The organism is Vibrio sp. 1-2 (7-a), from assembly GCF_013048515.1.
In the GTDB taxonomy this organism is placed as follows: domain Bacteria; phylum Pseudomonadota; class Gammaproteobacteria; order Enterobacterales; family Vibrionaceae; genus Vibrio; species Vibrio diabolicus.
In genome coordinates this window covers 388,854-401,568 of sequence record NZ_VHSQ01000002.1, presented here as the reverse complement: position 1 = coordinate 401,568, position 12,715 = coordinate 388,854, and the positions used below count along the sequence as shown (strand labels likewise).

Annotated in this window: 9 protein-coding genes; 4 read left to right on the top strand and 5 right to left on the bottom strand. The window is 48.1% G+C overall.

Annotated features, from left to right (window positions below):
• Positions 1–10: 10 nt before the first annotated feature.
• Together FKN08_RS09445 and FKN08_RS09440 are read right to left on the bottom strand one after the other, a co-directional pair.
• A complete protein-coding gene (locus tag FKN08_RS09445) occupies positions 11–1,432 on the bottom strand; it encodes a TolC family protein (protein ID WP_170891963.1) in 1,422 nt (473 codons plus the stop codon).
• Between the two features lie 218 nt (positions 1,433–1,650).
• Positions 1,651–2,070 carry a hypothetical protein gene (locus tag FKN08_RS09440; protein ID WP_170891962.1) on the bottom strand — a complete coding sequence of 140 codons (420 nt, stop codon included), beginning with the start codon at positions 2,068–2,070 and terminating at the stop codon, positions 1,651–1,653.
• 244 nt (positions 2,071–2,314) lie between these two features.
• On the opposite strand from FKN08_RS09440, the gene fdhF reads away from it, so the two are divergent.
• The 3 genes from fdhF to FKN08_RS09425 all read left to right on the top strand — a co-directional run bounded on the left by fdhF (position 2,315) and on the right by FKN08_RS09425 (position 8,151).
• Positions 2,315–6,583, top strand: coding sequence for a formate dehydrogenase subunit alpha (gene fdhF, locus FKN08_RS09435; RefSeq protein ID WP_170891961.1), 4,269 nt, complete (start codon positions 2,315–2,317; stop codon positions 6,581–6,583).
• A 78-nt stretch (positions 6,584–6,661) separates the two neighbouring features.
• Positions 6,662–7,603: an endonuclease/exonuclease/phosphatase family protein gene (locus FKN08_RS09430; protein ID WP_170891960.1), complete on the top strand. Its 942-nt coding sequence runs from the start codon at positions 6,662–6,664 to the stop codon at positions 7,601–7,603.
• Positions 7,604–7,779: 176 nt separating this feature from the next.
• Positions 7,780–8,151, top strand: a complete 372-nt coding sequence (locus tag FKN08_RS09425) for a hypothetical protein (protein ID WP_005391248.1) — start codon at positions 7,780–7,782, stop codon at positions 8,149–8,151.
• Positions 8,152–8,259: 108 nt separating this feature from the next.
• Here FKN08_RS09425 and FKN08_RS09420 read toward each other — a convergent pair whose 3' ends face one another.
• Genes FKN08_RS09420 through FKN08_RS09410 form a run of 3 tightly spaced genes read right to left on the bottom strand, consistent with a single transcriptional unit; the run spans position 8,260 to position 11,235 of the window.
• Positions 8,260–9,357, bottom strand: a complete 1,098-nt coding sequence (locus tag FKN08_RS09420; RefSeq protein WP_170892050.1) for an ABC transporter permease — start codon at positions 9,355–9,357, stop codon at positions 8,260–8,262.
• Positions 9,357–10,283: an ABC transporter ATP-binding protein gene (locus tag FKN08_RS09415; protein ID WP_047725664.1), complete on the bottom strand. Its 927-nt coding sequence runs from the start codon at positions 10,281–10,283 to the stop codon at positions 9,357–9,359. Before FKN08_RS09415 ends, FKN08_RS09420 begins: the two co-directional genes overlap by 1 nt.
• Positions 10,284–10,287: 4 nt before the next feature.
• The gene (locus tag FKN08_RS09410) at positions 10,288–11,235 is read right to left on the bottom strand and encodes an HlyD family efflux transporter periplasmic adaptor subunit (RefSeq protein ID WP_029809518.1); all 948 of its coding nucleotides are present in this window, start codon (positions 11,233–11,235) and stop codon (positions 10,288–10,290) included.
• A gap of 406 nt (positions 11,236–11,641) precedes the next feature.
• Between FKN08_RS09410 and FKN08_RS09405 the strand changes: the two genes are divergently transcribed.
• Positions 11,642–12,670 carry a lactonase family protein gene (locus FKN08_RS09405; RefSeq protein ID WP_170891959.1) on the top strand — a complete coding sequence of 343 codons (1,029 nt, stop codon included), beginning with the start codon at positions 11,642–11,644 and terminating at the stop codon, positions 12,668–12,670.
• Positions 12,671–12,715 lie beyond the last annotated feature (45 nt).

Here is a 12,715-nt window from a genome sequence, read left to right as displayed (position 1 = left end):
TGTTTTTGTTTTAGTTCGCGCTTGCTTCAGGCGTGATGTTGGGTGTGGATACTTGATATTCGAAACCACCCAATAAAGCCGCTAAGTTGCTGTTTACGATGTTTAAATCGGTAATAAGACGTTGCTGTTCGAGCTTTAGCGCCAGCTCGTCTGTGCTTGCCATGATCACGTCGTTAAACTGTGCGGTGTTGTTTTGATAACCCCTTTCTACCGCGTGAATACGAGCTTGAACTTGGGGAAGTAAGGTGGATTGATAACGCTCTAAACGCTGACTCAAGTTGGCGCGATCAACCAGCAATGTGTTGACCTTTGCGTTCATCTGAGTCAGTAACGTATCTTTTTGTGAGCGAGCGGCACCCACTTGATACTGAGCGGCGGCTAAGTTGCGGTCTTGGCGATTGCCAGTGAACAGGGGAATGTCCATCGTTAGATACGCGCTCACCAAATCCGATGCTGGTTCGCCTTTCATATTGTTGGCTTGACGATAGGCGTACATCACTTCTACACCAAATTGAGGTGTGTAAGCTTGCTCTGCAATGTCCACTTGAGTTTCATTGGCAGAAATACTTACGTCTGCCATTTTTACCATCGGGTGCTCACTCAACTGTTGGTAGTGCTTGGTCGTTTCGCTATTTGCAGACAACTTTTGGTTCAATGACGCCCAAGTCAGTGTGTTGCTGGCTTGAAGTGTTGAGCGTCCGTTTTGGGGATAGGTATTGAGCCAGTCAGAGCCCAACCATTCTGAGAGTTGCGAGACCAAACGGCGCTGCATTTGTGCGTTGGCTTGTAGCTTTTCATCCAACTTACTCACTTGAAGCTGTGCATTCAGTAAATCTTGCGCTTCGCTTTTGCCGATTGAGTAATTGGTTTGAATGAAGTTTTCCATTTCCGTCATGAGCCGACGGTTTTCTAGCAAAATTTGCTCTGCTTTCTGCTGATAGCCCAGCTCCAACCAAAGCTGAGTCATGCTGTTTGCCACTTCAAGTTCCCGTGCGTGAACTTGTAGCGACAAACCATCGGCTTGTTGATTGGCTTTCTTTTGTTGAAGGTCGAGCGTCGAACCACGTTCGAACTGTTGCATCAAACCGACGGAGATATTGGTCATCGGATCCTCGTCAAATTTGAAGCTATCGACAGGCAAACCACCAAAACCGACTTTCAATTTCGGGTCCATCAAGGTTGCGCTGGCTACGCCTGTTTCACGCATCGCTTCCGATTGAGCATAGAACTGCTTACGGTTGCCATCGTTGCTCAACGCAATGCTAATGAGGTTTGCTAGCTCATTGGTTGACTGAGCTTGGATTGATTGGGCTTGCGCTTCTTGTTGTGCTTTCGTATTGGCTGGCGATTGCGCCACCACATTGAAAGCAGGTAGGGCAACCAGAGCCAGTGAGCATACTGGTGCCACTAAGCGATTTGGGTTGAATTCCATAATTTACATCCAAATTGATACCAAGCTCTTTGGCGTTTCGGGAACGATTGAACCGAGCGGGAGAGCGTTGGTATTTGCCAAACGGATGACGCACTTTTTTATCGCTAAATAGCCGGTAACAAATGGAGTTACGAGCGAATAGCTGAGGTAAGCACGCTATCAGTTGGGCGCAAAGAAACTGCCTGCAAAGCGATGCAGGGTCGAATGCTTTGTATGGATTAAACTATCGGAGGCCGATACAAATCATGGGTGACTTGTACCACTGGTGCGGTAATTTCTGAGGCAATGGATGCGCGACAAGCCAATGGGAAGAGCTGGCTGTCGGTGACTGGTAATGGGACAAAAACGAATGAGCAAGATGCTGTGCAGCAATTGTGGATCATACCGGAGCCATCAACACAGCTCATGGTCATCTCTGCAGAGTCGGAGCTCAAGGATGAGGCCATCTCCATGCTCATACTCGGGGATCCGCAGTGATCGTTCTCGCTTGCCATTTCCGTCATATGAGCAGACATCATGGCATCACTCGACATCATTTTTAGGCTCATTAAAGGCGCACTATTTACAACGCTAGATACCAGCAGTATCAGCGTTGTACATAACGTTAGCCAAATTGTATGCAATGATTTCAGACGCATACGGTTTCCAGTCAAAATGAGCTTATATATCGAGTAACCCTTAAATAATAAAGGTTACCCTAGGGGTAAAGTCAAGGATTATACCGAACCCACTTCGAGATAATGAGTTCTACATCTTAAAGTCAATTGGACATATTAATCGCTAAGAAATATCTCGCTAGTGAGTTTTTTGTCACACGAACTTTCCATGGTAGGGTTTATCCTTATAGAATGTAAGGTTTAGTGTGCCTGCTTCGGGGGTTGTATGATAGAAATTGTCATCGATGGAAAATATAGAATTGTAGAAGAGGGGCTAACCCTTCTGGAAGCAGCCAAAGTGTGCGGGGTCGAAATCCCTTCACTGTGCGGAATGAACAAAAGTAACGAGAAAATTCCGTGTGATTTGTGTGTGGTCGAAGTGGAAAGTGGCGGAACTAAGCGCGCCTGTGATCTCAAAGTGTACCGCGGTCTCAATGTCGTCACACAATCAGAACAACTGAGTGAGCACCGCAGAAAAGCGCTCAACCGAATCATGACGGACCACTACGCAGACTGTGAAGCTCCATGCAAAACGGCGTGTCCTGCTGGGGTAGACATCCAATCTTATCTCTACCATATCTCGCAAAACGATCATCAAAAAGCGATTGAAGTTATTAAACGCACACTACCAATGCCGTTATCGATTGGGCGTGTGTGTCCGGCATTCTGCGAAAGTGAGTGTCGCCGTTCTTTGGTGGATGAGCCGATTGCCATTCGCCAACTCAAACGCCATGCCGCAGACGCAGATTTAGCGGCGCATGAAGCGTATGTCCCAGAGAAAAAACCAGCGAAGCATCGCAAGATCGCCGTTGTTGGTAGTGGCCCCGGTGGCTTAACGGCAGGTTATTACTTGTCGAATGAAGGTTATGACGTCACCGTATTTGAGTCCATGCCCAAAGCAGGCGGTTGGCTACGCTACGGCATTCCTGAATATCGCCTACCCAAAGACATTCTAGACAAAGAAATCGAACTGATGTGCCGCAACGGCATGCAAGTTGAAACCAACAAAAAGCTTGGTGTTGATTTCACCCTGTCTCAATTGAGTGAAGACTACGATGCCGTCTGTTTGGCTGTGGGGGCGTCTCAAGCGGTAGAAATGAATTATCCTGGTAGCGACTTGGACGGCTGTTATCTCGGTGTTGATTACCTGAAAGATTACGTTACAGGACAAAACTACGTTACGGGCAAAAAAGTTGCCGTGATTGGTGGTGGTAACACTGCGATCGACTGTGCGCGTACGGCGCGTCGTGCGGGTGCCGATACCACTTTGATCTATCGTCGAACTCGCGACGAAATGCCAGCCGAAGACTACGAAATCGTCGAAGCTGAACATGAGGGTGTGAAGTTCCATTTCTTAACGAATCCGGCGGAAAACATCGCGGATGAAAACGGCCGCGTGAAGGCAATTCGATTAGAAAGAATGGCGTTAGGTGAGCCAGATGCGTCTGGTCGTCGTAGCCCGAAACCAACGGGTGAGTTCTTTACTGAAGTATTTGATACCGTGATTGCAGCGGTATCGCAAAAGCCGGATCTCAGCTTCTTAGAAAACGATGATTTGTCTATTCCACTAACGCGTTGGAACACATCTGAGTCCGACTCGCAAACCATGCACACGGGGACGGGCAATATCTTCAGTATCGGTGATTTTCGTCGTGGTCCTGCGACAGCGGTTGAAGCAGTGGGAGATGGGCGAGTTGCGGCAAAAGCGATTGATTTGTTCCTCAATGGCGATATGGCAGACATGCCGAAACCTGCGTTCAACTCTCGTAAAGAGAAAAAACTGGCGCAGGTTGACCCACTTCATTTTGAAAATATCCAAAAAGTTGCTCGTTCAATCATGCCGGAATTGACGCCAGCACAGCGTGAGCAGAGTTTTGCTGAAGTGGAACTGGGCTTTGATAACGAAGAGGCCATGAAAGAAGCGGCGCGCTGCTTAGAGTGTGGTTGCCAAGCGAATACCGACTGTGCCTTGCGAGATTACTCAACGGAATATCATGCCGAGCAACATTTCGATGTTTCCGTGGACGTTTCCTCTGCTAGCGTGATTGGTCATCAAGATTGGCTCGATTTGCGAGCGAAAGATCTTCGTCACAAATACGAAGTAGACCGCAGTTCTGAGTTCATTGAATTTGATGCTAACCGCTGCATTAGTTGTGGTCAGTGTATTCAAGCATGCCGTGAGCAAGCGGTACATGGTGTGTTGAGTTTTGTGTCCGATAAAAATGGCCGACCAGCTTTACGACCAGATGATCGTCCACGATTCCGCTCCGATGAAAAAGGCGCAAGTTGCAACGGTTTGACGCTCATGGGCGATTCAAAATGCGTGCAATGTGGGGCGTGTGTTCAGGCATGTCCAACGGGCGCGATGGTGGACAGCCGTGACCGCTCTCAAGGCAGAACCGAACATCTAAAAGCCGTCGATACCATTTGTACCTACTGCGGTGTGGGTTGTAAGTTGACCATGTTTGTCGATGAGCAACAAAACAAAATCCGCTATGTAAAAGGGGCGGATTCGCCGGTTAACCAAGGTATGCTGTGCGTGAAAGGCCGTTTTGGTTTTGATTTCATTAGCAGCGAAGAGCGTTTAACCACACCACTGATTCGTAAAGATGGTTGGTTGCAGCCAGCAAGTTGGGACGAAGCGATTCAGCTAGTGGCTTCGAAGCTTTCGACGATCAAGCAAGATCTTGGTAGCAACGCACTGGCCGGATTCTCTTCAGCGAAAACCACTAACGAAGATAACTACGCGTTTCAAAAATTCATCCGTCGTGAACTTGGTACGAACAACGTTGATCACTGCGCACGTTTGTGTCACGCATCAAGTGTGACAGGACTTGAAGCATCGTTGGGGAGTGGTGCGATGACCAACGACATTCCGAGCATTAAGCATTCCGATGTGATCTTTATTATCGGTTCTGACACCACATCTGCGCACCCGATCATCGCTTCGCATATCAAACAGGCGATTCGTCATTACGGGGCACGCTTGATTGTGGCAGACCCGAAACGAGTAGACATGGCCGAACATGCAGAGCTGTACTTAGCGCATCGTCCGGGCACGGATGTTATGTTGCTCAACGGCGTGATGCAGCAAATCATCAAAAATGGTTGGTACGATCAAGAATACATCGAAGAGCGCGTCGACGGCTTTGATACCTTGCTTCAAGAGGTGATGTCGCCAGCGTACAACCTCGACAAAGTTGAGTTAGTGACGGGCGTAAAAGCGGACGATATTTTCGCGATGGCGCGAATGATTGGTACGGCAAAACGCACTGCGGTGTATTACTCAATGGGTATTACCCAGCATACAACAGGGCACGACAACGTTCGTTCGATTGCAAACCTGCAATTGTTGTGTGGCAACATCGGTATTGAGGGTGGTGGTATTAACCCACTGCGCGGTCAATCAAACGTACAAGGTGCGTGTGATATGGGCGCATTGCCGAACTGTTATCCGGGATACCAAAAAGTGTATAACCCGATTGTTCGTCAGAAATTCGCGATTGAGTGGGATGCGCCGAACTTACCTTCTGAGCAAGGGCTTACCCTAACGGAAATCATCGATGCGGCGTGCAAACGAGAAGTTCGCGGGATGTACATCATGGGCGAAAACCCAGTACTGAGCGATCCAAACCAAGCACACGTGATTGAAGGGTTGGAAGCACTCGACTTCTTGGTCGTGCAAGACATCTTCCTCACCGAGACGGCGCAGTACGCCGATGTGGTATTGCCTTCTTGTTCATTTGCGGAAAAATCCGGTCACTTCACCAATACTGAGCGACGCGTGCAGCGCGTTAATGCGGCAGTGAAAGCGCCGGGTGAGGCGAAAGAAGATTGGTGGATCATTCAAGCGATCGCAAACGCGATGGGTAGCGATTGGCATTACCAGTGCGTTTCTGAAATCACTAGCGAGATCGCGCGTGTAACGCCGCAATATGCAGGGTTGCGCTGGGACGCGATCACGCCGAACGGTGTTCAATGGCCAAGTAACAAGAACAATCCAAACGGTACTCGTATTATGCACCAAACCCAATTTACCCGAGGGAAAGGGCAAATGGTGGGCGTGCCGTTCCGCTATGCAGCTGAGTTGCCTGATGAAGAGTATCCTTTGGTGCTTACAACAGGGCGTGTGCTAGAACAGTTCCACACCGGTACGATGACACGCAAAACGAAAGGGTTGGATAACCTTGCTGGGCCAAGAGCGATGATCAGTGTTGAAGATGCCGAAGCAATTGGTATCCATAATGGTCAGCGCCTAAAAGTGTCGACTCGTCGTGGCAGCATCGAAATTGATGCGTTTGTGACCAAGCGAGTGCAAAAAGGCGTCGTGTTTATCCCGTTTCATTTCGTTGAATCGCCGGTCAACCGCTTGACGACTACGGCAACGGACCCGCATGCGAAAATTCCTGAATTCAAAGTCGCAGCGGTGAAGATTGAAATCAGTGAAACGGCTGCTCAACCAGAGCCTGTCGAGGAAGCGGTACACCACGTCTAACATCAACGCTTCACGCACTGGCGAGTTGAGAAATTGCATTTAAGCTTATGATATGTAATAGCGAAACGAGCAGTGCGTGTGCCGAGCGTTTTTAAGTGGATCATATTGCTTCTACCCGCTCTTATTTGGCTGGCGGTCAGGCAAATTGAACATATTTGGTGGGCGGAGAATCTTACCTCGATTCCCGCCCTCATTGTGTTCACTTACGTTGCTTTAGCCTCGGCGTTTTTCATCACTCGTCGATGGTTGCAAAGTGCATTTTCTGCCTTTGTCGCTATTTTGTTTGTCTCGTTACTTGTTCCGCCGCAGCGCAGCCATGTGGCGTCTTGCTTGCAGTCTTTGAGCGTCATTCAATTCAATCTTTTTTACGAAAACTCAGACATCAATCAGTTCATCAACTATCTATTGAGGCATCCTGCTGATTTGGTGGTGATGCAAGAGCTGACGCCGCGTGTTGGCAGCCTTTTGCACATGTTGGATGATGTCTATCCGCATTATTATGGTGGCCAACGTGACGTGGGGTATCCATCAAATTTGATGATTCTTAGCCGACACCCCATCACGGAGGTTTCGGTTTATCGTGCGCCAAATGGACAAGAAGTCATCAGAGCGGTTTGGTTGCCTAAAGGTCAAGCACCGATCACTTTGTTTGCGGCTCATCCACCGTCACCAAGAACCAGCGAGCTTTGGCATCAAAGAAATGCGCTGGTGCGAACCATAGAAACGCTGACTACGCTTTATCCTGAGCCAGAGGTGTTGGTTGTGGGGGATTTCAATCTCTCTTCGGTTAGCCCTCGTTTTTCTGCGCTGTTCCCGAGTTTTCAAACCGCGCCAGTGACGAGCTGGCCAACGAACATCAAAGGCATCAACGTGCCAGAGCCGATAATGATAGGCATTGATCATTTGTGGCTAAAATCTGAGCAAGGACAGCGAATCATCTGCTCTCGTGAATCCTCTGCTTTACCACAAGGCTCAGATCACCGCATGGTGACAACCCAGATCGGTGTGCATATTCCATAGTTAAAGCCCTTAGAATTTGTTGTGTTGCATAAGTTAAACCTGTGCTGAGCTTGTCATAGAATTGACTCTCTCTGACTGTTCTCTGTTATTTGAGCAAGTTCCATGACCTAAACTTTGCTTGCTTCCTATACTGAACTAACGAAGCAGGATTTTTATAACAACAAGAGGCAGCTTGCATGACAAGAACAACCTCATTTGCACTCGTTTTATTACTGATGTGCGCATACTTTGGTTACAACCGTTATTACGTGTATCCGCAGCAGTTGGAAACACAGGCCAAATCCATGTTGATACAAATGGCAAATCGCGAAGAGTGGATGGATGTGTTTGAGATGATGAATCGCGTAGAGGCGCACAAAGGGCATTTAGAACTCGTGGCCGATGTTACGTCTTCTGATGGCAAACGTGCTTACAGTGAAGGCTTTATTACCTATACCGATCGTGAAGGTGTCGTCTGTAAACAGGTGGTGTTTAACTTTAAAATCAACTCTTTGAAAAACTACAGTATTTCAGACTTACGAGACTGCTCGTACGGCGAATATTATTAAGGTGAGTTGCTTAGTTAAGTCCGGTAAAACTAAATTTGAATATCCAAACAAAAATAGCCTCATTGTCGAGGCTATTTTTGTTTCTGCGAAAGAGAAAAATTGGCAAGTTTAATCGAGCGATTTCTTAAACCTCAGTGACGCAACGACCAATCCAAATACGGTAAACCCGAGCAACCAAAGGGTATCTCGCCATAAGTCCATCAGATCCGCTCCTCGCAACACTATGCCTCGAATCATGCGCATAAAGTGAGTGGCGGGCAGGGCTTCTGAAATCCACTGTGCTGCGACTGGCATGCCCTCGTAAGGGAACATAAATCCAGACAGCAGAATTGAAGGCAGAAGAATGAACACCGTCATTTGCATGGCTTGAAGCTGAGTTGTGGCGATGGTGGATATGACCAATCCTAAAGTTAAGCTGGCGACGATAAACAACAAGGTTCCAAACAGAATTTGGCTGATTGCACCGTTAATCGGCACGCCGAAAATCCAATGTCCCAACCCTAGAATGATGAAAACCTGAATTAAGCCGACAAAGATATACGGCACGATTTTCGCCACCATTAGCTCTATCGAGTGGATGGGCGTGGTGATCAATAGCTCCAAATTTCCCCGTTCACGTTCTCGTACAATCGCGGCACTGGTGAACAAAATCATCGTCATGGTGAGAATCACACCGAGTAAGCCGGGTACGATGTTGACCGCAGAACGCCGACTTGGGTTGTAGTAGAGTGCGACTTCGAATGTTTTGCTTGGCGCTGGGCGAATCTCGAAATCAAAATCGGTCAATGGCATGGTTTGCAACGACAATATTGCCGAGCTGATCATGGTATCTGACCCATCCACAATCCACTGCCCAAGCTCCAGACCTTGCATCATGCGTTGTGTGAGATCGCTTGGCAAAATCAGCACGGCGCGCACAATACCATCTTGAATCGCTTGTTCAGCCTCTTGCGCGGTGGCATAGGTTTCTTTGATATCCACCACTTGAGTGACTTTGACTGACTGGGTAATGATCCGTCCGGCGGTGCTGCCACTTTGGTCGACAACACCTACCGGAATGTTGCGAATGTCCGTATTGATTGCAAAGCCGAACAACAAAAGCTGGATAAGCGGGATCATCACCACCATGCCAAATGTGATTCGGTCACGGGAAAGTTGGCGAATCTCTTTGATCATGACGGCTTTCATGCGGGCGATAGGTTTCATCATTGGCGGCCTTTCCCTGTCACGCTGACAAAAACATCTTCTAAGCTTGGGCGAGCGTGGTTCATTTCAGTGTTTTGAAGTTCGGGAAACGTCTGCTTTAACCATTCAATCGGTTGCTCGACATGCTGGTGGATAAGGATGCGTAAACGAATCCCCAACTGCGCCGCAGAGCGAACTTCGTCACGTTGAATCAGCTTTTCTTTGAGTTCACGAAGTTTGTCGGCTTTCACCTCAATGATATTAACGCCCATCTGTTCCATTAACTGTTCGGGCTCGCCATCGGCACGAATTTCGCCCGATTCCATGATCGCCAGACGGTGGCAGCGTTCCGCTTCGTCCATGTAATGCGTGGTGACCAAAATCGTCGTACCTTGATCGCACAAGTCGAACAACTGCTCCCAAAAATCGCGTCGATTTTCGGGGTCAACGGCGGATGTCGGCTCATCCAAAAATAGCAGTTCGGGTTTATGCATGGTCGCGGCGGCGAGTGAAAGACGCTGCTTTTGTCCGCCACTCATGCCGCTTACGCGCTGTTTGCGCAATTGATCCAACCCGTAAGTGGTGAGCTGCTCTTCTATCCGCTCTTTCAGCGACTTGCTGCTTAAACCAAAAATTTGCCCAATAAATTCGAGGTTCTCTTGAACGGATAGGTCATCGTACAACGAGAACTTTTGTGTCATGTAACCAATTTTGAGCCGCAGTTGTTCGGATTGTTTTGGGATTTCTAATCCAAGCACATCCACACTGCCTTCGCTTGGACTGAGAAGGCCGGTGAGCACACGAATGGTGGTCGACTTACCGCAACCATTTGGCCCCAAAAATCCGTAAATGCTGCCTTTGGGCACGTTGAGTGTGATGTTATTGATAGCAGTAAAGTCGCCGAACTTTTTGACTACATTTTGAGCTTGAATTGCATACTCGGTCATTGGCTTACTCCACCAAATCTACTTGGGCAGGCACACCGGACGGCAACGTTTTTGCAGACTCAGGTAAATCAACTTCTGCTAGATACATCAATCGTGAACGTTCTTCTTCGGTTAGTGCGAAGTAGGGCGTGAATGACGGCTCACTAGCCACCCAACGAACGGTGCCTTGTAATGGACTCTCAAGGCCATCGACATTTACCGTCACGGTTTTCCCAGGAATAAACCCGATTCGATAATCGGCAGGAACATACACTCGCGCATACGGCACGCGGTTGGCTTGAATCACGGCAACCACACCGTTCACTGGTACGCGTTCGCCAAGATTGTAAGGCAAATTATCGAGCGTACCGTCACGCGTGGCCGTGATGGTGAGTTCTGCCAGTTTTTGCTCTTGCAACGCCACTTCGGCTTTTGCCGCCATTAAAGCGGCTTTAGCTTGTTCGATGTCTTCGAGGCGAGAACCTGCGGTGAGCTTACTGAACTCTTCTTTTGCTGAGTCTAATTCGGCTCTCGCCGAGTCCCTTGCCGCAAGAGCGGAATCTTTTTCGGATTGGCTGATGAGTTTTTTACGCACCAGTTCTGCTTTGCGTTGATAGTTTTTCTGCGCTTCGGTGAGCTGCGCTTCCGCTCGGGCTACGCGAGCCGATGCAGCAGCAATGTCTTCTGGGCGTTCACCATTGGTCAATTTAAGCAAATACGCTCCCGCTTTGGCTTGCTCTGCAACGGCGTGTGCAAGAACTGCTTGTTGATTCTTAGTATCGAGCTGAACCAACACTTCCCCCTCATTGACCAAGCTGCCTTCTTTGACAGGAAGGGCTCTAATTATCTCATTAGATGTGGCGGTAAACGTTACGCGGTCACGCTCTAAGGTGCCAAGCGCTTGGTGCGTGTTATCTTTTGAACAGGCGCTTAAAAGGGCAATAATCAATGTGCCAAAAATGATTCGCTTCATAGTGCGGTGCTTCCTTTGAAGAAGTAATGCATGAATAGATAACTTGCGAACGGGAGCGTGTTGATTGAGCCCGCCAACCCGTCGCTAACCGCCATCCATAACGATTTCTTTTTAGAGCTTAGCATTTTATCTACAAGCGATTCTTTTTAAATAGAGAGGCTTAGCGTTGGAACAAGCTTGTCGCGAGGTGGAATGAAAAAACCTTGAACGAGGTCAGGTTTTTCCTGATAAGTAAAATTAAATGCCCAGCGATAAACACTAGGCTAGTTGAGGCTGCAAGTTGTCAATTGATTCTGAATTAGAAATCACTTCACATTTTAAGTGGTTGATTCGTAAAATGGATTGCGGTCGGCCATGACAATAGGCAAGGTGTTGAATAATACGAATCACTCATATAAGGCCATCCATGACAACAACTGGTCACGTGCATTTTTATATTGGCACTTACACCAACCCACCGAGTACGAGCACGGGCATTGCGCGTGTATCGCTGAACACTGAAACGGGTGAACTGACTCGGCTTGACGATGTTGTAGTTCAACGTAATCCGTCCTATCTCACGACCACCGAACACGGGCTGTATACGTTTAGCGAAATGGATAGAAATGAAGGTGCAGAGCTCGCGTTTTTTCGCGGTAGTGAATCCGTCTCTTTGCCGATTAATGGCGATTATCCGTGTCATTTGGATATCAAAAAACCGTTGTTGGCGGTCGCTAATTATGGCTCTGGAAATGTTAGCGTATTTCAATTGGATCGCGATGGTAAACCGCTAGGTTTATTGGCGGATTTATACGTTGATGGATGCGGGCCGAATTTAGAACGCCAAACTTCTCCTCATGCTCATCAAGTCACGTTTTTAAAGCACAGTGATCAATTGGTTGTCGTAGACTTAGGCAGCGATAGCGTCCTTATTTATGATTACGATGCCCAGCCGCCGGATTTTTCACTGTCGCAAGTGATTCATTTGCCCGCAGGTTCGGGACCGCGCCATGTGGTGTTTAACCAACAAGAGTCGACAGCGTATGTGGTTTGCGAACTGTCAGAAACCTTGATTGTTCTGGTTAAGCACCAAGATAAGTGGCTTATCTCGAATCAAACAGAATTATTAGAAGGGGAAGAGAATCTGCAAGCGGCGGCGGCGATTCGTCTTTCGCAAGATGAAACGTTTTTGTATGTCTCTTGCCGAGCTCAGAACAAAATCAGTGTGTTTGATGTGTCTGGCGATACGCCAAAAAGGCGAGCAGCCATTCACTGTGAAGGGGCTTTTCCACGAGATTTTGTGTTGTCTCGTGATCAAAAGTGGTTGCTGGTTGCCAATCAACATTCCAACAATGTGGTGAGCTTTCGTCGCAATCCTCAAACGGGTGAAATTACCCCAACGGGTTATGACTGTGAGATAGGCTCTCCTGTGTGTATTGTCGAACAACCTTTGTAACGATTAACGCTGAAACAACAGGAAATAGAAAAGCCTAGCGGGCGG

What these genes read in the sequence shown, in the direction of transcription:
- FKN08_RS09445 (WP_170891963.1), bottom strand. Translation starts at nt 1,432, where the DNA reads ATGGAATTCAACCCAAATCGCTTAGTGGCACCAGTATGCTCACTGGCT.
- FKN08_RS09440 (WP_170891962.1), bottom strand. Translation starts at nt 2,070, where the DNA reads ATGCGTCTGAAATCATTGCATACAATTTGGCTAACGTTATGTACAACG.
- fdhF (WP_170891961.1), top strand. Translation starts at nt 2,315, where the DNA reads ATGATAGAAATTGTCATCGATGGAAAATATAGAATTGTAGAAGAGGGG.
- FKN08_RS09425 (WP_005391248.1), top strand. Translation starts at nt 7,780, where the DNA reads ATGACAAGAACAACCTCATTTGCACTCGTTTTATTACTGATGTGCGCA.
- FKN08_RS09420 (WP_170892050.1), bottom strand. Translation starts at nt 9,357, where the DNA reads ATGAAACCTATCGCCCGCATGAAAGCCGTCATGATCAAAGAGATTCGC.
- FKN08_RS09415 (WP_047725664.1), bottom strand. Translation starts at nt 10,283, where the DNA reads ATGACCGAGTATGCAATTCAAGCTCAAAATGTAGTCAAAAAGTTCGGC.
- FKN08_RS09410 (WP_029809518.1), bottom strand. Translation starts at nt 11,235, where the DNA reads ATGAAGCGAATCATTTTTGGCACATTGATTATTGCCCTTTTAAGCGCC.
- FKN08_RS09405 (WP_170891959.1), top strand. Translation starts at nt 11,642, where the DNA reads ATGACAACAACTGGTCACGTGCATTTTTATATTGGCACTTACACCAAC.